General features: G+C 58.3%; 23 protein-coding genes. 18 read left to right on the top strand and 5 right to left on the bottom strand.

The window, feature by feature from the left end; genetic code table 11:
* The 14 genes from cyoB to HU752_RS20600 all read left to right on the top strand — a co-directional run bounded on the left by cyoB (position 1) and on the right by HU752_RS20600 (position 11,243).
* Positions 1 to 1,974 (top strand): cytochrome o ubiquinol oxidase subunit I, encoded by a 1,974-nt coding sequence (gene cyoB / locus HU752_RS20535; protein ID WP_186676002.1) that lies wholly within the window; start codon positions 1 to 3, stop codon positions 1,972 to 1,974.
* A 2-nt stretch (positions 1,975 to 1,976) separates the two neighbouring features.
* Positions 1,977 to 2,591, top strand: coding sequence for a cytochrome o ubiquinol oxidase subunit III (cyoC, locus tag HU752_RS20540; RefSeq protein ID WP_186676000.1), 615 nt, complete (start codon positions 1,977 to 1,979; stop codon positions 2,589 to 2,591).
* A gap of 1 nt (position 2,592) precedes the next feature.
* A complete protein-coding gene (cyoD, locus tag HU752_RS20545) occupies positions 2,593 to 2,931 on the top strand; it encodes a cytochrome o ubiquinol oxidase subunit IV (RefSeq protein WP_186675998.1) in 339 nt (112 codons plus the stop codon).
* A gap of 51 nt (positions 2,932 to 2,982) precedes the next feature.
* Positions 2,983 to 3,441: a UbiA prenyltransferase family protein gene (locus HU752_RS20550; protein WP_186675997.1), complete on the top strand. Its 459-nt coding sequence runs from the start codon at positions 2,983 to 2,985 to the stop codon at positions 3,439 to 3,441.
* Positions 3,442 to 3,607: 166 nt separating this feature from the next.
* A complete protein-coding gene (locus tag HU752_RS20555; protein WP_186675995.1) occupies positions 3,608 to 3,910 on the top strand; it encodes a con-10 family general stress protein in 303 nt (100 codons plus the stop codon).
* A 149-nt stretch (positions 3,911 to 4,059) separates the two neighbouring features.
* Complete coding sequence (locus HU752_RS20560; RefSeq protein WP_186675992.1) at positions 4,060 to 4,944, top strand: manganese catalase family protein; 885 nt, start codon at positions 4,060 to 4,062, stop codon at positions 4,942 to 4,944.
* 620 nt (positions 4,945 to 5,564) lie between these two features.
* The gene (locus HU752_RS20565) at positions 5,565 to 5,834 is read left to right on the top strand and encodes a DUF6555 family protein (protein ID WP_186675990.1); all 270 of its coding nucleotides are present in this window, start codon (positions 5,565 to 5,567) and stop codon (positions 5,832 to 5,834) included.
* Positions 5,835 to 5,906: 72 nt separating this feature from the next.
* Positions 5,907 to 6,194: a hypothetical protein gene (locus HU752_RS20570; protein ID WP_186675988.1), complete on the top strand. Its 288-nt coding sequence runs from the start codon at positions 5,907 to 5,909 to the stop codon at positions 6,192 to 6,194.
* A 146-nt stretch (positions 6,195 to 6,340) separates the two neighbouring features.
* Complete coding sequence (locus HU752_RS20575; RefSeq protein WP_186675987.1) at positions 6,341 to 8,131, top strand: thiamine pyrophosphate-requiring protein; 1,791 nt, start codon at positions 6,341 to 6,343, stop codon at positions 8,129 to 8,131.
* Positions 8,132 to 8,343: 212 nt separating this feature from the next.
* Complete coding sequence (locus HU752_RS20580) at positions 8,344 to 8,580, top strand: hypothetical protein (protein ID WP_186675986.1); 237 nt, start codon at positions 8,344 to 8,346, stop codon at positions 8,578 to 8,580.
* A gap of 44 nt (positions 8,581 to 8,624) precedes the next feature.
* Positions 8,625 to 9,182: an ATP-dependent Clp protease proteolytic subunit gene (locus HU752_RS20585; RefSeq protein WP_186675985.1), complete on the top strand. Its 558-nt coding sequence runs from the start codon at positions 8,625 to 8,627 to the stop codon at positions 9,180 to 9,182.
* Between the two features lie 124 nt (positions 9,183 to 9,306).
* Positions 9,307 to 9,867, top strand: a complete 561-nt coding sequence (locus HU752_RS20590) for a type 1 glutamine amidotransferase domain-containing protein (protein ID WP_186675984.1) — start codon at positions 9,307 to 9,309, stop codon at positions 9,865 to 9,867.
* Between the two features lie 253 nt (positions 9,868 to 10,120).
* On the top strand, positions 10,121 to 10,297 hold the full coding sequence (locus HU752_RS20595) for a con-10 family general stress protein (protein ID WP_186675972.1): 177 nt from the start codon (positions 10,121 to 10,123) through the stop codon (positions 10,295 to 10,297).
* Positions 10,298 to 10,385: 88 nt separating this feature from the next.
* A complete protein-coding gene (locus HU752_RS20600; RefSeq protein ID WP_186675969.1) occupies positions 10,386 to 11,243 on the top strand; it encodes an SDR family oxidoreductase in 858 nt (285 codons plus the stop codon).
* On the opposite strand, the gene HU752_RS20605 is transcribed toward HU752_RS20600, so the two are convergent.
* On the bottom strand, positions 11,238 to 11,990 hold the full coding sequence (locus tag HU752_RS20605) for an alpha/beta hydrolase family protein (protein ID WP_186676149.1): 753 nt from the start codon (positions 11,988 to 11,990) through the stop codon (positions 11,238 to 11,240). The two genes, HU752_RS20600 and HU752_RS20605, sit on opposite strands and share 6 nt — an antisense overlap.
* Complete coding sequence (locus HU752_RS20610) at positions 11,980 to 13,080, bottom strand: DUF3182 family protein (protein WP_186675966.1); 1,101 nt, start codon at positions 13,078 to 13,080, stop codon at positions 11,980 to 11,982. Before HU752_RS20610 ends, HU752_RS20605 begins: the two co-directional genes overlap by 11 nt.
* 279 nt (positions 13,081 to 13,359) lie before the next feature.
* Between HU752_RS20610 and HU752_RS20615 the strand changes: the two genes are divergently transcribed.
* Genes HU752_RS20615 through HU752_RS20625 form a run of 3 tightly spaced genes read left to right on the top strand, consistent with a single transcriptional unit; the run spans position 13,360 to position 16,288 of the window.
* Entirely contained in the window at positions 13,360 to 14,154 is a 795-nt protein-coding gene (locus HU752_RS20615; protein ID WP_225920039.1) for an endonuclease/exonuclease/phosphatase family protein, read from the top strand.
* The gene (gene clsB / locus HU752_RS20620; RefSeq protein ID WP_186675964.1) at positions 14,151 to 15,347 is read left to right on the top strand and encodes a cardiolipin synthase ClsB; all 1,197 of its coding nucleotides are present in this window, start codon (positions 14,151 to 14,153) and stop codon (positions 15,345 to 15,347) included. Before HU752_RS20615 ends, clsB begins: the two co-directional genes overlap by 4 nt.
* On the top strand, positions 15,347 to 16,288 hold the full coding sequence (locus tag HU752_RS20625) for a lysylphosphatidylglycerol synthase domain-containing protein (protein ID WP_186675962.1): 942 nt from the start codon (positions 15,347 to 15,349) through the stop codon (positions 16,286 to 16,288). Before clsB ends, HU752_RS20625 begins: the two co-directional genes overlap by 1 nt.
* Positions 16,289 to 16,315: 27 nt before the next feature.
* Here the strand turns inward: HU752_RS20625 and HU752_RS20630 are convergent, their stop codons facing one another.
* Positions 16,316 to 16,579 carry a DUF1652 domain-containing protein gene (locus HU752_RS20630; protein ID WP_186675960.1) on the bottom strand — a complete coding sequence of 88 codons (264 nt, stop codon included), beginning with the start codon at positions 16,577 to 16,579 and terminating at the stop codon, positions 16,316 to 16,318.
* Between the two features lie 300 nt (positions 16,580 to 16,879).
* On the opposite strand from HU752_RS20630, the gene HU752_RS20635 reads away from it, so the two are divergent.
* Positions 16,880 to 17,155 carry a hypothetical protein gene (locus HU752_RS20635; RefSeq protein ID WP_225920040.1) on the top strand — a complete coding sequence of 92 codons (276 nt, stop codon included), beginning with the start codon at positions 16,880 to 16,882 and terminating at the stop codon, positions 17,153 to 17,155.
* Positions 17,156 to 17,204: 49 nt separating this feature from the next.
* Here HU752_RS20635 and HU752_RS20640 read toward each other — a convergent pair whose 3' ends face one another.
* Both HU752_RS20640 and HU752_RS20645 read right to left on the bottom strand, forming a co-directional pair.
* The gene (locus HU752_RS20640) at positions 17,205 to 18,785 is read right to left on the bottom strand and encodes a histidine kinase famiy protein (RefSeq protein ID WP_186675958.1); all 1,581 of its coding nucleotides are present in this window, start codon (positions 18,783 to 18,785) and stop codon (positions 17,205 to 17,207) included.
* Positions 18,786 to 19,039: 254 nt separating this feature from the next.
* Positions 19,040 to 19,783, bottom strand: coding sequence for an SDR family NAD(P)-dependent oxidoreductase (locus HU752_RS20645; RefSeq protein ID WP_186675957.1), 744 nt, complete (start codon positions 19,781 to 19,783; stop codon positions 19,040 to 19,042).
* Positions 19,784 to 19,790: the final 7 nt, after the last annotated feature.

Genomic DNA, 19,790 nt, shown 5'->3' on the forward strand with positions numbered 1-19,790 from the left:
ATGTTCGGAAAACTGACCTGGGATGCCGTCCCCACCGAAGAACCGATCATCATGTACACCCTGGCAGTCGTCGCGCTCATCGGTATCAGCCTGATCGCCTGGGTGACCTACAAGCGTTACTGGGGCTACCTGTGGCGCGAATGGTTCACCTCCGTGGACCATAAAAAGATTGGCTGCATGTACATTATCGCGGCGTTGGTCATGCTCCTGCGCGGGTTTTCCGACGCCATCATGATGCGCACGCAACAAGCGATGGCTGCCAGCGGCGGTGCCGGCTATCTTCCCCCGGAACACTACGACCAGATTTTCACCGCCCATGGGGTGATCATGATTTTCTTCATGGCCATGCCGTTCGTGGTGGGGCTGATGAACGTGGTCGTGCCGTTGCAGATCGGCGCTCGCGATGTCGCCTTTCCCTTCCTGAACGCCTTGAGTTTCTGGCTGTTCGTGGTCGGCGCCGTTCTGGTCAACGTGTCGCTGGGCATTGGGGAGTTCGCACGCACCGGCTGGGTGGCCTATCCCCCGCTATCAGGGCTGGCCTACAGCCCCGGCGTAGGGGTCGACTACTACATCTGGTCATTGCAGATCTCCGGCATCGGTACCCTGCTCACTGGGGTCAACTTCTTCGTCACCATCCTCAAGATGCGTACCCAGGGCATGACACTGTTCAAGATGCCGATCTTCACCTGGACCGTCATGTGCACGTCCATTCTGATATTGGCCGCCTTCCCCATCCTGACCGCCACGCTGTTCATGCTGACCATGGATCGGTACCTGGACATGCATTTTTTCACCAATGAAGCCGGTGGCAACCCGATGATGTACGTCAACCTCATCTGGGCCTGGGGGCACCCGGAGGTCTACATCCTGATCCTGCCGGCGTTTGGCATATTTTCAGAGATTGCCGCCACCTTCAGCCGCAAGCGCCTGTTTGGCTATGCGTCGCTGGTATGGGCAACCATCGCCATCACGATCCTGTCGTTCATCGTCTGGCTTCATCATTTTTTCACCATGGGCGCTGGCGGTAATGTCAATGCGTTCTTCGGCATCATGACGATGATCATCGCCGTGCCGACCGGGGTGAAGATCTTCACCTGGCTGTTCACCATGTACAAAGGTCGGGTCCGCTTCGAAACGCCCATGCTCTGGACGCTGGGTTTTATCGTGACCTTCAGTATCGGTGGCATGACCGGTGTTCTGCTCGCGGTGCCCGGGGCGGATTTTCTATTGCACAACAGCCTGTTTCTGATCGCCCACTTTCATAACGTCATCATCGGCGGTGCGGTGTTCGGCTACATGGCAGGCCTGACCTATTGGTTCCCCAAGGCCTTCGGATTCAGGCTGAACGACAAATTGGGGCGAACCGCGTTCTGGTGCTGGTTGATCGGTTTCTACTTCGCCTTCATGCCGTCCTATGTGTTGGGTTTCATGGGCATGACGCGACGCCTGAATCACTTCAACAACCCCGAGTGGCGTCCATGGCTGATGCTGGAGTTGATCGGGGTGGCAATCATTCTGTGCGGCGTCGCCTGCCAGGCCCTGCAACTGCTGGTGAGCATTCGCCAGCGCGATAGACACCGGGACAAGACGGGAGACCCTTGGGATGGGCGCACCCTGGAATGGGCTACAAGCTCTCCACCTCCGGTCTACAACTTTGCCCAGCAGCCGGCAGTCGATGATCTGGATGCCTATTGGGGCATGAAAGAACGTGGTATCAGCACCATCAGCCACACCGACTACCGACATATCCACATGCCAAGCAACACCTCAGCCGGCCTGGTGATCAGCCTCTTTGCCTTCCTCTGCAGCTTTGCCCTGGTCTGGCACATCTGGTGGCTGGCGATTGCCGGGCTGCTTGCAGCTTGCGTGGCCTTGATTGCCCGCAGCTATGACGAAAACACCGATCACTTCATCCCTGCCCAGGACGTCGCAGTGATCGAAAAAGCGCGGCTGCAGAACATGGCGGAGGCCTGATCATGGCTAACACGGTTTTAAATCAAGCCATTGCCCACAACCACGAACAGGGCCATGAAGACGCAGGCTCGATGAGGATGTTCGGCTTCTGGGTCTACCTGATGACCGACTGCATCCTGTTCGCAACGCTGTTCGCCAGCTACGCGGTATTGCGCAACAGCGTCGCGGGCGGCCCTTCGACAGTGGACATCTTCGAGTTGCCCTATGTCCTGGCAGAGACCTTGTTGCTGTTGCTGAGCAGCATCACCTATGGCTACGCGATGCTCGCGATGAACCGAGGAGTGCCCAGGCAAGTGATTCGTTGGCTGGTGCTGACGTTCATGCTGGGGCTGGCATTCGTGGGTATGGAGATCAACGAATTCCACCACCTGATTGAACAAGGGTACGGTCCGGACCGCAGCGGCTTTCTCAGCGCCTTCTTCACCCTCGTTGCGACTCACGGCATCCACGTCGCAGTCGGCCTGATCTGGATGGCTGTTCTCATGTGTCAGGTCAGCACTCGGGGGATTACCAGCGCCACCACAACGCGCCTGAGTTGCCTGAGCCTGTTCTGGCACTTTCTCGACGTTGTCTGGATCTGCGTGTTCACCGTCGTCTACCTGCTCGGAGTGGCCTGATATGTATACCCAGAGTTCCATCAACAGCTCAGCTGGATCGACCCATGGCAGCAAGCAGTACTACCTGATCGGGTTTGTCCTTTCCCTGGTCCTGACGATCATTCCTTTTGGGCTGGTCATGTTCCCCACGTTACCGCGCCAGATCACCGCGTGGGCGGTGATTCTGAGTGCGGTCGTACAGGTGTTTGTTCACCTGAAGTATTTCCTGCACCTGGACACCGCCACCGAGCAGCGCTGGAACCTGATTGCCTTCGTGTTTTCACTGATCATCATCCTGCTGCTGGTGGGGCTGTCGCTATGGATCATGGAAAGCATCCATATCAACATGTTGGCACACTGAAGCAAGCGCTGGTCATCGCGTCGGGTTGCGTCTTCAGCAACTGTATCGATCATGCCTCCCGCCATCGGCTATTGCGCCGGCGGTGGCAAAGTTGATCCGACGCTCATCTTGCTGATAGCCACGTACTGTCAGTGGCAGATGGCACACTCCTACGCGATCTGGACAGTCCACAAGACAGACTATTGCGCCGCCGGCCTTCCCGTTTTGCCATTGGAAAAAACACCCGCCCGTATTACCAGCCACATCCTATTCTTCCTGCTTTTTGGATCCTTTCTGGGCAGTCAAGCCGGATTAGGTGTTTTTTACTTCTCAATGCTGATTATCGGCACCAGTTATTGGCTGATAGCCGCGGGTGCCAAATACCGCTTCGCTAGTTCTGTCGTCACTGGATTAGCCCTGCCGCCCCGCAACGTTCACACCACCGTAACGCACCACTGTTTTCTCAAGAAGCTGGCTCGATTGCCGCTTCGCTTATCAATAGGTGATTCACAAATCAAGCTCTTTATTTAACGAAGCGGCTTATCGACTGACCATCGCAGAAACACAAAACAAGTTGAACCTTCAACCCACTTCCACCCGTCGCCCTCATTAAACAAATATAAAACCTTGCATCACCTCTCACCTCAACATTAAACGAGCCAATGGCTCGTATCCCTAAACCATGAGGTAACAAAAAATGGCTAATACCGAAAACACCAATCCTGGAAACTTTGCCAATGACCGTGAGAAAGCCTCTGAGGCGGGTCGTAAGGGCGGCCAAGTCTCTGGCGGCAATTTTGCCAATGACCCCGAGCGCGCCGCCGAAGCAGGCAGAAAAGGCGGCGAGCACAGTCATGGTGGTGGCAGGCATGCCAACGACGCCCAAGACAACGAAGCCAACGGCGGCCGCGGCGGCAACTTTGCCCAAGACCACGAAAAGGCATCCGAGGCCGGAAAAAAAGGCGGCCAACATAGCCATGGAGGTGGCCATAAATCCTAACTGCACCTCACTCGACCAGGCTTCACGCGGCATTGAAGCCTGGTTCCCACGTCACTGAGCACGTTTTCATTCTGATGCGACAGGGCCCATTACCCGAGCGGCCGCGCTTGTGCGGCCCACTCAGGCAGATGCGCCAGAGGAGATTCAGCATGTTTTTTCACAACAAGCGTCTTCAATACACCGTGCGCGTCGCACAACCCAACCCAGGCCTTGCCAACCTGCTGCTCGAGCAGTTTGGCGGTGCCAATGGAGAGCTGGCCGCCGCCGCTCGATACTTCACCCAGGCACTGGCCGAAGAGGATCCCGGTCGAAGAGACCTGTTGATGGACATCGCCACCGAAGAGCTGAGCCATCTGGAGATGGTCGGTTCGATCATCGTCATGCTCAACCGGGGCGCCAAGGGACAGCTGGCAGAGGGGGTTCAGCAAGAAGGCGAGCTCTACCGGGCGATCAATGGAGCGGGTAACGATTCACACATCACGAGTCTGCTTTACGGTGCCGGGGCCCCGCTGGTGAATTCCGCCGGCGTCCCCTGGACAGCGGCGTATGTCGACTCCATGACCGAACCGACTGCCGACCTTCGCTCGAACATCGCGGCAGAAGCGCGGGCCAAAATCGTGTACGAACGCTTGATGAACGTGGTCGATGACCCCGGCATCAAGGAGGCACTCGGTTTCCTGATGACCCGGGAAATCGCTCATCAGAAGTCGTTCGAAAAAGCCTTGCATGCCATTCAGCCCAACTTCCCGCAAGGTAAACTGCCGGGCATGCCTCAGTTCGCCAGCACCTACTTCAATATGTCCAAGGGTGAGCCCGATCTGCGGGGGCCCTGGAACAGTGATGATGACTTCGAGTACATCGACAGCCCTCAACCGGCGCTCGATGGCGGCGACGGCAGCGCCAGCGTGGAACTGCCTGCATCGGACGAGGCTGTACTGGAAGCCATGAAAACGCGTACCCGATCCGACCCGGCGGCCAATCCCGTCACGGGGGCGGACCTGGGAGCAGGGCTCATTCAAGGTGAGCACACCTGATAGACGCCAAACGAGTGCGACGACTGCCGCACTCGCTCACAGGAGGTGTCACATGGCTGGCCCGTTCTCACCCAAATCTCTTCGCCTTATACACGGCAACAACTGCAGCCCCATGCGATGGAGCGGCTACCTTATTTTCGTCAGTGGAAGTCTCTTGATCCTGGAGAAAGTGACTCAGGCCATCTGGGGTTAGTGTATTCAAACCGGGCTCAAGCGTTGACGCCATCCTGCTGTATGAATGAGAGATTAAGTGCTTCCCTCATAAGCGATCATTTTGATATTTAGCGCCCCAGGCAAGCCCCCAGAAAATTCCTTCTTCGCCCCAAATAACGCTGACCTCGCCACATGAAGCCTCAACGTAATGCTTACCCCCCGGTTTTACTAAAGAGAGCATCAGCGCTGCCCAATAGTATGACGCGAGCAATATCAATAACTATACAAAATCTGTACAAAAAATTATTTTCTGTACAAGTTTATCGTTCAACTTTGGATAATAGCAAATTCACACTACCGCCTCACTCAAAGAGACTGGCTTATTGATACCACTCAACCACTCAAGTTTAAAAATTTTGAACCTCCTTACACAGCCATGCGCCCAACACACACCACAAGGAGGAAAAATGAATAACCAACTTTTCATCATCGAATACTTTCTCCACGGCGAACCCAAAACTTTCATTATCCGGGCACAAACAATGGATAACGCCGAGGCTTGGCACTGGGCCTGTTGTGACGCGGGTATAGGCCGTATACCCCGATTCGCCCGCGAGCGTGTCAAACGCATCAGCAAGCCCCTGGCCGAACGCTATGGGGTCGAGCACGTGAAGTGGTGGCGTTCCGGGGAGGCGCCTTTTGTTCCAAAACCGTATGTCCCACCACCCCCCGATTGATCCGTCATCCATGCCATCACCCAACAAGGCTCCCCTCATTTGAAATGACAAACCCGGAACAGGAGGCAGGTTATGAAACGCAGAGCTGAAAACAGGAAAACCACCAAAGCTCGATGGCTAGCGGCAACCGAACAGAGCAACCGCCTCTTCAAGCAAGCGGACAAGCTGGAGGACGCAGCCTACGACCTGCTCAGCGACGGCATCGTCACTTCGGACACCCTGGAAAAATTTCGAATCGCCAAGGACGAAGCCGCCGCCAAGTACGCCCAGGCCCGAATGGCCTGGGAACAGGCTCAGAAGGCGTTTCAGCAAAAAGACAATGAAACGGGAGATGCCCCTGCGCCCTTGGGCAGTCCTTGAAACGGCTCACCCATTGGCCGTCGTTACAGGCCATCACTCTGATCAGTCTTTATCAACAGTCCATGGCGCGCACAGGGAGCCGGGATGAGTTCAGTCACCCCTACTCGTCCATCGCGACGCCGTTTTCGTGAGCAGTGAGGTGTTCAATGAGCATGACCGTAGGCGATTTTCTGGTTGAACGGTTGTACCAATGGGGGGTACGGCGCATCTATGGCTACCCGGGCGACGGCATCAATGGCGTCTTTGGCGCGTTGCGCCGCAGTGAGGGCAAGATTGAGTTCATTCAGGCCCGCCACGAGGAAATGGCTGCCTTCATGGCCACCGCCCATGCCAAATTCACCGGCGAGCCCGGGGTGTGCATCGCCACCTCGGGCCCCGGGGCCTCTCACCTGCTGACCGGCCTCTACGACGCCCAGATGGACCACATGCCGGTACTGGCGATCGTTGGGCAGCAGGCCCGCACAGCGCTGGGCAGCCACTACCAGCAGGAACTGGACCTGGTGTCGATGTTCAAGGATGTGGCGAGCGCCTTCGTCCAGCAGGCCTCGGCCCCCTCCCAGGTGCGTCACCTGGTCGACCGCGCGTTGCGCATCGCCATCGGCGATCGGCGCGTCACCACGCTGATTCTTCCCAACGACCTTCAGTACCTCGACTACCAGGAGCCCCTTCGCGCCCATGGCACCGCGCACTCCGGCATCGGCTACAGCAGCCCTCGGGTGATCCCTCATGAAGAGGACCTGCAGCGGGCGGCCGATGTCCTGAACGCCGGCAGCAAGGTCGCGATCCTGGTGGGAGCCGGAGCTCTGCAGGCCACCGACGAGGTGATCGCCGTGGCCGAAAAACTCGGCGCGGGTGCAGCCAAGGCGCTGCTGGGCAAGGCCGCCCTGCCCGACGACCTCCCTTGGGTGACCGGTTCGATCGGCCTCTTGGGCACCGAGGCCAGCTACAAGTTGATGAACGAGTGCGACACCTTGCTGATGATCGGTTCAGGCTTTCCCTACGCCGAGTTCCTGCCCAAGGAAGGCCAGGCTCGCGCAGTGCAGATCGACCTGAAGGCAGGCATGCTCAGCCTGCGTTACCCCATGGACGTCAACCTGCAGGGTGATGCTGCCTTGACGCTCCAGGCACTGCTGCCCCTGATCGAGCACAAGACCCGACGCCCATGGCGCAAGAAAGTCGAGGGCTGGCGCGCCAGCTGGGACAAGACCCTGGAGAAGCGCGCGCGGGTCAAGGCCGATCCGATCAATCCGCAGCGGGTCGTGTTCGAGTTGTCACCCCAGCTTCCCGACGATGCCATCATCACCAGCGACTCGGGCTCCTGTGCCAACTGGTACGCCCGTGACCTGCAGATCCGTCGCGGCATGCAATGCTCGCTGTCAGGCGGACTGGCCTCGATGGGGGCCGCGGTCCCCTATGCCATTGCCGCCAAATTTGCCCACCCGCAGCACACGGTGGTGGCCTTGGTCGGTGACGGCGCCATGCAGATGAACAACATGGCCGAGCTGATCACCGTCGCCAAGTACTGGCGCCAGTGGGAAAGCCCCAAATGGATCTGCGCGGTCTTCAACAACGAAGACCTCAACCAGGTGAGCTGGGAGCAACGGGTCATGGAAGGCGATCCCAAGTTCGCCGCCTCGCAGGACATCCCGGACGTGCCCTACCACCTGTTCGCCCTCTCGATCGGTCTCAAGGGCATTTTCGTCGAGCGAGACGAGGATGTCGCCGCTGCCTGGGAGCAGGCCTTGGCCGCCGATTGCCCGGTGTTGCTGGAGTTCAAGACCGACCCTGACGTACCGCCGCTACCGCCGCACATCAAGCTTGAGCAGGCGAAGAAATTCGCCTCGACCCTGGCCAAGGGTGATCCCAATGAAGCGGGCATCCTCGTCCAGACCGCCAAGCAAGTGGTGAGTGCGGTGCTGCCCAAACGCAGGAAATGATCCAACCCCCTGATCACAGAGAGAGACGGGGCCGGTCCCGTCCCTCGACGGGCTGGCGGATGGACCGTTCGACTCTCTCGATCTCTAACCGGCAGAACCTTACAACTTTTCCAATGCGTTTTTTTGCAATCCCTGAGGGGAGCCGGAGTCGGATTTTTTAAGGCAGCCGGACTGCCCTCAGTCGTACATCATTTCTTAAAAAGGACGCGTTCATGTACTCCCAACCTCGACACTACCCACCTGGGGCCAGCAAACGATTCGCGCTCGAACAGAACCAGCGCCTGTTCGACAAAGCCTTTGCCCTTCAACACGCCGCTTATGAGATGTTGGAGCGATCCGATCTCGATGCGGAAACGTTCAGCCATTACCAGGCCCTGAAAACCAAGGCACACAACCAAGCCCGGGAAGCTATCGAACACTTGCAACTGGTGGACCGGGATATCGCTTGAGCCGGTGACAGGTAGCGTGTCGAACGACGCAAGAGGCTGACCTCATGAGCGAACACATCGTGCATTTTCATTGCCAGATCGATCAGGGTACCACTGAGCGTTTCCGCAACTGCTGCCTGCAAGCCATCGAGGAAGGCGCACAGTCGCTGCTATTGAATCTGTCCACCACGGGCGGCAGTACCAATTTCGGTTTCACCCTGTACACCTTCCTCAAGTCCCTGCCCGTGCCGCTATGCGCGGTCAATGCCGGCAACATCGAGTCCATGGGCATCATCATGTTCCTCGCTGCCCACCGGCGCATCACCGCGCCCCACTCGCGCTTTCTGATCCACCCGATGAACTGGTACTTCAGCCAGAACTCGGTAGACCATCAACGTCTTCGCGAGTACCTCTCCAGTCTGGACAACGACCTGACGCGCTACGTGAAGATCTATGAGATCGAGACCGCCGAGGCAGCGACGAAACTGGACATATTCAAGTGTCTCTCGGCCGAAGAGAAGGTCATTGCAGCCAATGAATCACTTGCTTACGGCATTGCCCATGAAGTCAGGCAGGTGGTTTTTGCCGAGGACGTCAAACACTGGAAAGTCAGCGGCGAATAATAGCGGCCAGACCACGCCTTTATTACTTCCCCTACATCCTGACAGCAGGGATTCAACCAAACTCACCGCCTCTCGCCTTTCAAATACGAGGGCAATTCGCTAACTCAATGGAGAAGTTTCATTTATGAGCGCACAACTTCACGGCAAGAAAGTGCTGATTATCACGTCCAATACCGGTATCGAGCGTGATGAATTGTTAAAACCTCTGCAAGCATTGCGCAGCCTGGGTGCCACGGTCACCCATGCCTCCAGCGACGGAGGAACCACACAGACCTTTTTGCACGACACCGACAAGGACCAGGTGGTCGACTCCGACACAAAGCTGGCGGGGCTCGACGCTTGCGATTTCGACGCACTGGTGATTCCGGGCGGTACGGTCAACGCCGATACGCTGCGCCAGGACACAGAGGCACTGCGCCTGATCAGCGACTTCGCCCGTGCGGGCAAGACCGTTGCGGCCATCTGCCATGGGCCCTGGGCGCTGATTGACGCTGGGGTGATCGCCGGCAAGACGCTGACCTCCTACCCCAGCGTGCGCACCGACCTGATCAACGCCAATGCCACCTGGGTCGATGCCCAGGTCAAGGAATGTCAGGCCAACGGTTGGCGGCTGATCACCTCGCGCAATCCCGACGATTTGCCAGCGTTCAACCAGGCCATCACGCAGGCGCTGGTGGCCGCCTGATAAATACTTGGGTCATTGATCGCCTGCAAGTCTCTAAAGCGAATACGGATCGGCTGGATGAGCGACCTATATGGCTGATAACCCACACGAATTAATGCCACTGCCAATCAGCGCATCAATATCCATTCAGCCATAAACAACCACTCGTCGTGCTCATTGAAATTAATTCAAATCTTTGAGCACCTTTCTCACTCCCAATTAATGCTTGCTGACATGGCAAGTCAAACCCAACTCATCATGAGGTATTACCATCATGGCCAATACAGGAAAATCCAGTTCAAACAATTTCGCCAATGATCGACAAAAGGCTTCCGAGGCAGGCAAGAAAGGCGGCCAGGCCTCGGGCGGCAACAACTTTGCCAATGACCGGCAAAAAGCATCCGAGGCAGGCAGGAAAGGTGGCCAACACAGCGGCGGTGGCCGTGGCTGATGTTGTCCATTGTGCAGGGGCTTGAGCCCCTGCCTCTTTTCAACAGCGCTCTGAACCGCGGTGTTCAGTGGCTTGAAGGAGACGCTCCATGAAATCCTACCCTTACCCGCCCTTCCCCTCGCAGCCCCAATCCACGCCCGGCTCGCAGCAAGCCATGGACCCCTACCCCGACTGTGGTGAGCAGACGTACAAGGGCTCGGGTCGCCTGCAAGGCAAGATCGCGCTGGTCACCGGTGGCGACAGCGGCATCGGCCGAGCCGTGGCGATCGCCTTTGCGCGTGAAGGCGCCGATGTCGCCGTGGCCTACCTGGATGAACATGAAGACGCCCAGGAAACCGCTCGCTGGGTGGAACTCGCCGGCCGCCAGTGCCTCCTGTTGCCCGGCGATCTGTCACAGAAGCGGCAATGCCGCGAGTTGGTCACCAGGACCGTCGAGCACTTCGGGCACATCGATGTGCTGGTCAACAACGCCGCCTACCAGATGACCCATGAATCGCTGGAAGATATTTCGGATGAGGAATGGGTCCGCACGTTCGACATCAACATCACGGCGATCTTTCGTATCTGCCAGGCAGCCGTGCCGCACATGCCCAGTGGCAGCTCGATCATCAACACCAGCTCGATCAACTCGGACGCCCCCAAGCCCACCCTGCTGCCCTATGCGACCACCAAGGGCGCTATCGCCAACTTCACCGCCGGCCTGGCCCAACTGCTCGGCCCCAAGGGCATTCGGGTCAACAGCGTGGCGCCGGGGCCGATCTGGACGCCTCTGATCGTGTCCACCATGCCGCCTGAGGAGGTCAAGCACTTCGGCCAGCAAACGCCCTTGGGACGTCCGGGACAGCCCGTGGAGGTCGCCCCCCTCTACGTCCTGCTGGCCTCTGATGAGTCCAGCTACGTCTCGGGCTCACGCTATGGCGTGACGGGTGGCAAACCCATCTTATAGGCTGGCAATACTCAAGCGCTCTCCTACCACCATCTCGGTGATCCAATCGATCAGAATGGAGGTATAGGCACCTTGCGCGACCTCGGAGCTCAAACTGTGGTCCGCATCATCGATGATCCGGTGGGTGAGCGAATGAGTCTGTTGGAAGGCCGCTCGGTAGCTCATGATCGTGGCATGGGGAACATGCTCATCGTGCTCGGACTCGACAATCAGCACATCCCCCCTAAAGGCAGCGCAGGCCCTCAGAGCCCGATTGTCGGTCGCATCGATGTGACTGGCGCGGTAGCGCATCAGATCCTCGCGATCGAGTTGACGTTTAGCCATATGCCAGTTTTCATCCCGATAGATGGCCGGTACTCGCAAGGCCAACCAGCGGACCTTTCGCAGTTGGCTGAGAATGGTCGCCAGGTAACCGCCATAGCTGGTACCCACGACAGCAATCGAAGACGTGTCCAAAGCCGGGTGAGAAAGCAGTCGATCATAAGCGGCCAGCAGATCGCGCAGATTGTCTTCACGGGTCACCTGCGCCTGTCGGCGATCCTCCGCACCGTGCCCCCGCAGGTCGAAGGTCAGGCAGATACAGCCCAGGCCCGCGATACCGCGAGCACGCTTGAGGTCACGCTCCTGGCTCCCGCCCCAGCCATGCACGAACAACACCCCGGGGACCTTGGATTTGGGGCTCAGAAAATTACCGGCGATGGCGTCCTGTTCAACATGGATCCAGACCGGCTCGCTGTTAGCAATCATAGTCATCGACCTGTGCATACTTGAGGATGAAATCACCCCGGCTATCGAGGCCGCGATACAGCACCTGTGCCTGCTGAGGCAGCGTGCACTCGGCATGTGACTCGTGTGTGGAGGCGCGAACCGCCTTCACTGCCTTGCGCTCACGAAGTACTTCAAGGGCTGCCAGTTCAGCGCCTGTCGCACCGCCAACCCGCCAAGACTGCTCGAGCACGCCGAAAGTGGATTCACCCTTTGCGTCCAACCCTTGCAGCACATCGTAGTTGCGCCGGGAAGCAAAGAAGCCGGGAAAGCTCAGCGCGGCTGCCGTGTCGTAAACGCGGGCATACTCAATCGCTTGGCGCACTTGAGGCTCCAAGTCCCGCGCCAGCAAATCGACGAAATCACCCCGCACTAACAACAGGTCAGAACCGGCGTACACGGCCTCTGCATGACGATTTTGGGCCTGGTGCTGACGCCCGTGGTAGGTCATCAGCAAACCGTCGATCAGTGTCTGTCCCACACTGTGAGTCACCGCCTGTTCAAGGTTTTCTTCCAGTACGATGCCCTGGGCACAGCTTGAAGCATCGAGGCTACTCAACCACTGTGCCAGATCGGTCGTGTCGCGTAACACCGACTGGCCGGCCCCACCGCAGGCCTGCACCTGCTTGACCCGCAAGGCCCCCGAGCGCAGCCCCTCCGTAGCGGCCTGTCGAGCGTCTTCCAGATCGAACACCGTCAGGCCCGCCAACACCACCTCCCGGACCCGCTCGGCGAATTGAGGATTCCAACCATCCGGCTGCCCACGGGCTCGGGAAATCAGGGGATGGGAAATCGCCTTGGTTGCCATGAACGCATGTTGTACATAGCCGCCCAGCAGGTCCTCTACACCGCTAATGCCCAGATCGGCCCGTTCCTCGCCGACCAAGGTATGCGTGGGGACGAAATACAGCGCATCCGTCGGCTCCCACCCCTCAGACCTGAAATCGGCAAATGACCAGCCAAGAATCTGGGCCAGCCATCGTGCCAACGCCAGGTTGGTTTGTTGTTCATGTTCTGCGGCCTGGACATTGCCATAGGCCACAACACACCGTTGCTTCGCTGTAACGCTCATGGGGAATGGCTCCCTTGTTTTGACCCTGTAGGGAAGCCGACTGCCCTCGCCGATCAATAGTTCGGCCCAATCGATCAACGGGTCATGACCATCGCGAGTGCCTGCCGACCTTCAAGGCACCCACCGTCTGGAACGCACCGATTCTTCTTGAACTGCACGCAGGAACGCCGGGTCGCACGTACAGGATGGGAATGCTCAAACCTCATTCGATCACGCAAGCATGCTCCGTCCACCGCAAACAGATCACGCGGCTGCCCGCCCCAAAAGGGAGGAAACACAGTGAACAAGGCTTTCCCGATACCGGACCCGGCCGCCCACAGAGCGGCTGTACCGGCCATACATCGATTGACCGTGCTCACCCTCAATGTCCACAAGGGCTTCAATCTGTTCAATCGACGCTTCGTGTTGCCACAGTTACGCGATGCCGTGCGCAGTACGGGCGCTGATCTGGTTTTTCTGCAGGAGGTGCACGGCAACCATCATCAACACCAGCAACGCTATCCCGACTGGCCGTCTCTGCCTCAATACGAGTATCTGGCCGACAGCATGTGGCCACAGTTCGCCTATGGACGAAACGCGGTGTATCCGCAGGGGGATCATGGCAATGCCCTGCTCTCCAAATTTCCTATCCTGGCGTACGGCAACCGGGATGTTTCAATCCAGGGCAACGAGCAACGGGGCCTGCTCCATTGCACACTGGAGGTTCCCGGCCACGACCCGGTGTTCGCCATTTGCGTCCATCTGGGACTGCGCGAGGTCCACCGTCAAAGCCAGATCGATCTGTTGCTGGACTACCTTCAGACATTGCCCCCCGATGCACCCGTGATCATCGCCGGCGACTTCAACGATTGGCGTCGACGCGCTGACCGCCGCCTCTCCGAGCAGGCATGGGTCGAAGCCTTTACTCATCTACAGGGCGCACCCGCACGCAGCTTTCCAACCCGATTGCCTTGGCTACGCCTGGACCGGGTCTACCTGCGCAATGCCTCGGCCATAGGTGCCAAAGTACTGTCGACCCATCCCTGGTCACACTTGTCGGATCATGCTTGTCTTGTCGTGGAGCTAGCGTTGTGACTGCTCCATGGCTGAAGGACAATGACATTCGATTGCTCATCAATGGCAATGACTATTACAGTCGTGTCTTCGACAGCATCCGACGCGCTCGACAACGCGTGCTGATTGAAACCTTCATCATCTGTGACGACGTGGTCGGTAGAGCCCTGCGGCAGGTGCTCATGGACGCCTCTCAACGGGGCGTGCGGATTGATGTCACGGTCGACGGCTACGGTACCGCCGATCTCCCTCTTCACTTCATCGAGCCGATGACATCAGCGGGCGTACATCTGCATGTATTCGACCCCCAGCCACGATGGATGGGGATGCGCACCAACCTCTTTCGGCGCCTGCACCGCAAACTCGTGGTGATAGACGGCCGCCGGGCGTTTGTCGGTGGGCTCAACTATTGCGCTGATCACCTGGATGAGTCCGGTCCCAAGGCCAAGCAGGACTATGCCGTAGAGGTCACCGGCCCCGTTGTGGCCCAAGTGCAAAGCTGTTGCCTACGCCTGCTCAACGAGCAAGCATCCAACCAGACGTCAGCGCTTGACGGCCACTCACCTGGCCGAGCCTGGGCTCGATTGCTGGATCGTGACAACCATCATCACACCGATGCAATCGAAGACCAGTACCTGGCCGCCCTGCGTACCGCACGTTTTCGAGTGATGATCGCCAACGCCTATTTCTTTCCGGGTTATCGATTGCTACGTGAACTGTGCAACGCCGCCAGGCGTGGCGTGCAGGTGACACTGATTCTTCAGGGGCAACCCGACATGCGTTGGGTGCGGACATTCTCCAGACTGCTCTACAACTACCTGCTGCGCGATGGCGTCAGGATATTCGAGTATTGCCGTCGACCCTTGCATGGAAAGGTCGCGCTGGTGGACGATGAATGGAGCACCGTAGGTTCGAGCAATCTCGATCCGTTGAGCCTGGCGCTGAATCTGGAAGCCAATCTGTTTATCTGCGATGGCGCATTCAACAAGCAGTTGCGCGACCACCTTCATGAACTGATCGACCACCACTGCAAGCGCATCACACTCGAACGCATGATCCGCGGCTACTGGTGGCGGGCGCCTCTGATCTTCCTGTGTTTCCACTGCATCAGGCATTTTCCGAAAATTGCCGGCTGGTTGCCGGCGCACAAGCAATACCTGCATCCCGTGGCTCCACGAGCGTCGCACGTGGATTGCCGCGAGGGAAACCACTGATGGCTGGCAGAGTCTGGCAGATTCGGGGCAGGCAATGGCTGACCCTGGGCTTCATCCTGCTTGTCTGCACGCTGCTTTTGCTGATGGCCCGTCATCTGGACTGGAGCCAGGTTCAACGCTCAATTGAGGGCTACGGATCACAAACGCTGCTGCTCGGATTGGCCCTGGCGCTGCTGAGCTACGCGCTGGTCAGTGGTTATGACCTGATCGCCCGCCGCTACACCGGACACTCCCTGCCCATCCGGCATGTTCTGCCTGTCGCGTTTGTCTGTTACGCCTTCAACCTGAACTTCACCACCTGGGTCGGGGGGATCGCGTTGCGTCTGCGCCTCTACAAGCGCCTGGGGCTTACCACGGGAACGGTCACGCAAATCATCACCTTGGGGATTGTCACCAACTGGATAGGCTATGCGGCACTGGCCGGCCTGGTCTTCTCCATGCGCCTGGTGAAGTTACCGGACAGCTGGAGCCTGGGCATGCTCGGGCTTCAGCTCATTGGACTGGCGCTTGTCGCGATCGCCGTGGGTTACCTGTTGGCGTGCGGATTGGCCAAGCGAAGAACATGGGCCTGGCGTCGATACGAAATCACGCTGCCCTCACTGCGCTTGGCGCTGTTTCAAATGGGCCTCGGCACCAGCAACTGGGTGGTGATGGCAAGCCTGATGTTTCTTTTACTCCCCGCGTCATTGAGCTACCCCACTGTCCTGGGCGTTCTGCTGATCAGTTGCCTGGCCGGTGTCATCGCCCATATTCCAGCAGGGCTGGGTGTACTGGAGGCGGTTTTCCTCGCCCTACTTCATGACCACATTGAGCAAGGCCCTCTGGTGGCAGCACTGTTGGGCTACCGAACACTGTATTACCTGACGCCCCTGTTACTCGCCGTGATCAGCTACCTGATACTGGAAAAACGGGCCAAATCCATGCGCCAATCGACGCCATGATCGTACTGGCTGGCAACTGCGCCAGCCTCAACGCTTGACATGACGCCAGGGCTTGTCCTGCCTTTGCGAACGTAACCGCAGCTCCTCCCTGACTTGCGCCACCAGCTCGGCAATGGCTCGACTGGACGTCAGGTCTTTGGGGTCAATCCCGGTGACCGTCAGTTCTTCCTGCTGAGTCTGAGCATTGATCAGCTGGATCATGAGGTTGTTGCTGTGATCGACGGTACAGATGCACCGGGTGGGCAAGAAGGCGGTTTCGATGACATGACGCAAGGCAAGCAGAGAAAGCATCGTACGGACCTCCTGAACAGGAACGTGGAAGCGCTCGGCTGAAAGACAAATACACAACCTTAGCCGACTCGGCACACCCTGTCGTTCAGCAGCGACCAATGGAGAGGTGAGCCGTTTGGCTTGCCCCGGGTGCCGTCTGGTTGAACGAACGATCCTTTTTGTGGCCGTTGACCTACCCCTCTCCGAACCTTGACCGGTGAGGCGTCAACCCTGAAAAAAATCTAAACCAAAAACCCCTTGAGACCTCAACCGTTACGTGACGCGGCGCCACAGACGGTGTTCACCGTGCAGGAGTGATAAATGACCACCTGCGTGAAAAACCGGCCCGCTATCAATCAACACCGGAGGTGTGCCATGTATGAAGATCGAAAATTCCATGCGTTACAGGCGTGGGAGAAATTGTTGGAGAAACCGGAAATCCGCATGAATGTTAAGGAACAACATGAAGAGCTCGTTCGGCTGGCGGAGGAGTACTTTGACGAAGGTTTCATCGATGCTGGGGAGCGCGCAGCGCTGATCAGCAAGGCCACTCAAGCCTACTCCGGTATTGTCGAGGATATGGACGAAGGCACGTAAGCTCGACGAGGCCTACCTCCTCAACCACGAGCCCCCATGCACCGATAACTTAAGCATCGAGCAAGGTACGTATCTTGCGGGGCAGATCCTCAGGCCGATAGGGCTTGGGAATCAGCTCAAACTCATGCACCTCAATATCGGCGCGTTCTAACGCATCTTTGGCATAGCCCGTCGTGAGCAGGATCCGCACGTGTGGATACAGCCGGGAAATCTCGCGAGCCAGTGCTGCGCCGTCCATGTCGCCCGGCATGATCAAGTCGCTGAACACCAGGTCGTATGCCTTGTTCTTGAGCATGTCCAGCGCCTTGACGGCATCGTGCGCAGTGTCAGCCTGATAGCCATAATCCGACAAAATCACCTGGGCCAGCTCGGCCACTTCCGGCCGGTCTTCCACGATCAGGATGCTCTCCCGACCTCGAGTCGAGGTCGAGATTTCAGGTGCCGCCTCTTCGCAGGGCTGGCTGTCATCGGCCGGGAAGTACAGACGTATCGTTGTGCCGATACCCGGGTAGGATTGGATACGGGCCACACCGCCCGATTGCCTGACATAGCCATACACCATCGACAGCCCTAGCCCAGACCCCTTGCCTTCTTCCTTCGTGGTGAAGAAAGGCTGCATGACTTTTTCCTGAAGGTCTGGCGAGATGCCCTTGCCATTGTCACTCACCGACAGGCAGACATAGCGTCCCTTGGTCAGCCCGTCGCGTTGGGCATTGGCGTCATTCGCAGCCCGGACATTAACGGTTTTGACGGTGATGGTCGGATCGGCACGCCCCTCCAGCGCATCTTGAGCGTTCGCCAAGAGCTGCAGGATCGCCACCTCAGCCTGGGCAGGGTCAATACAGCAGTTCCACAGATCAGGGGCAAGATCGGTATGAAGATCGATGTCATGCAGGACACGCGCCATGACATCGGGGCGGCCCAGCAAGCTATTGAGATTGAACACTCGATTGTCGAGCAGTTGCCTGCGCGAAAACGCCAGTAACTGTTGCGTCAGGGTTTGAGCCCTTTCAGCAGCCGTCCTGGCACGATTGGCGCTATTGGCAATACGCTGCGGATCGCTTCCCGCACGCTTTGCACTCAACTGGATCAGCTCCAGATAGCCCACGATCACCTGCAACAGGTTATTGAAGTCGTGGGCAATACCACCCGTGAGTTGCCCCAGCGCCTCCAGATCCTGCGCGCGCCGCATGCGCAGTTCAACATCATGACGCTGGCTGACATCCAACTGGGAGGCAAAAAAGTACACCAATTGCCCCTGCTCATTGAATAGCGGAAAAATGAAGAGTTCGTTCCAAAAAGACGAGCCATCCTTGCGGTAATTGATGACCTCCAGACACACTTCATGGCGCCGCCCAACCGCAAGCTGCAACTGCTGTCGGGCCTCCTTGCAGGTCTCGGCGCCCTGCAGGAATCTACAATTTCGCCCAATGACTTCGTTGAGTTCATACCCTGTCAGCGCCAGAAATGCCTGATTGGCGAAGATGATCGGATTGTCGGGCTGAGCAGGGTCAGTCACGATCATCGCACTGCGACTGGCTTGCATAGCGGCGAAGAACCGGTCATGACGGCTGGAAGAAAGCGTCGTCAACGGCATACCATCGACAACAGGCCTTTTCTTTCTTGCCAAGGTTCACCTCCAGATCAACGATGCGTTTTACATGGACCGTGAAAACACTGGGGAGTGCGACCTTACGTTCAACAGCCTCGGCTGCGTGCGAGAGCGGGTGCCAAAGGCAGCATTAACGCGTGGCTTGCGCTCCCGGCGTCGAGGAGCGCTCCAGGAATGCCTGCGTGAGCTCAGGATGGGTGCAGGCGCTGCAACGAGCACTCTGCAGCCCAACACTGGCGGACTTCTTCCCTTTTATCGAGCAGACGGTTGTATCAGCGGGCGCTGTCTATGATCGAGCCGCCGTCGGGTGTCAGGCTCGAGCCGGTGATAAACTGGCTGTCCTTGCAGGCCAGAAACAGCACGACCGGCGCGATGTCCTCCTCGGGTGACCCATAGCGCCCCAGCGGATTGGTCGGAGCAGGTACGCCAGTGTCCGGGCCCCAGGTCTCAGCAACCGGCAGGACGTTGTTGACGGTGATACCGTCAGCGCCCCATTCACGCGCGGCGGTTCGGGTCAGCGCTCGTACCGCCTCCTTTGCCATGTTGTAGGGACCATACCCCGCCAGGCCTGTGACGCCTGCCAGCGAGCCAAAGTTGATGACACGCCCTTCCCCACTGGCCTTCAGATAGGGGTAGGCCGCCTGCATCGTCCTCAAGTAGGCAATGGGACCCATCTCGAAATTGCGCTGCAGTTGCTCCACCGAGAGATCCAGGATGGAGGAGAACGGCGCCGAAGGATCGAAGGCATTGTTCACCAGGATGTCGATGCCACCGTAAACGGCCACGATCTGGTCCACTGCTGCCTTGATCTGGTCGGCGCTGCCGATGTCGCAAGGCACGCCCAGCGCCGTGCCGCCGGCGGCGGTGATATCCGCGACGACGGCCTCCACGTTTGCGGGTGTCAGCGAGAGCACTGCCACCCTCGCCCCTTCTGCCGCGAACAACTTGGCGGTGGCTCGACCAATACCGCGCCCGGCACCGGTGACGATGGCAACTTTTCCGTTGAGTCTGGCCATGACTGGC

This window comes from Pseudomonas vanderleydeniana (assembly GCF_014268755.2).
Lineage (GTDB): Bacteria > Pseudomonadota > Gammaproteobacteria > Pseudomonadales > Pseudomonadaceae > Aquipseudomonas > Aquipseudomonas vanderleydeniana.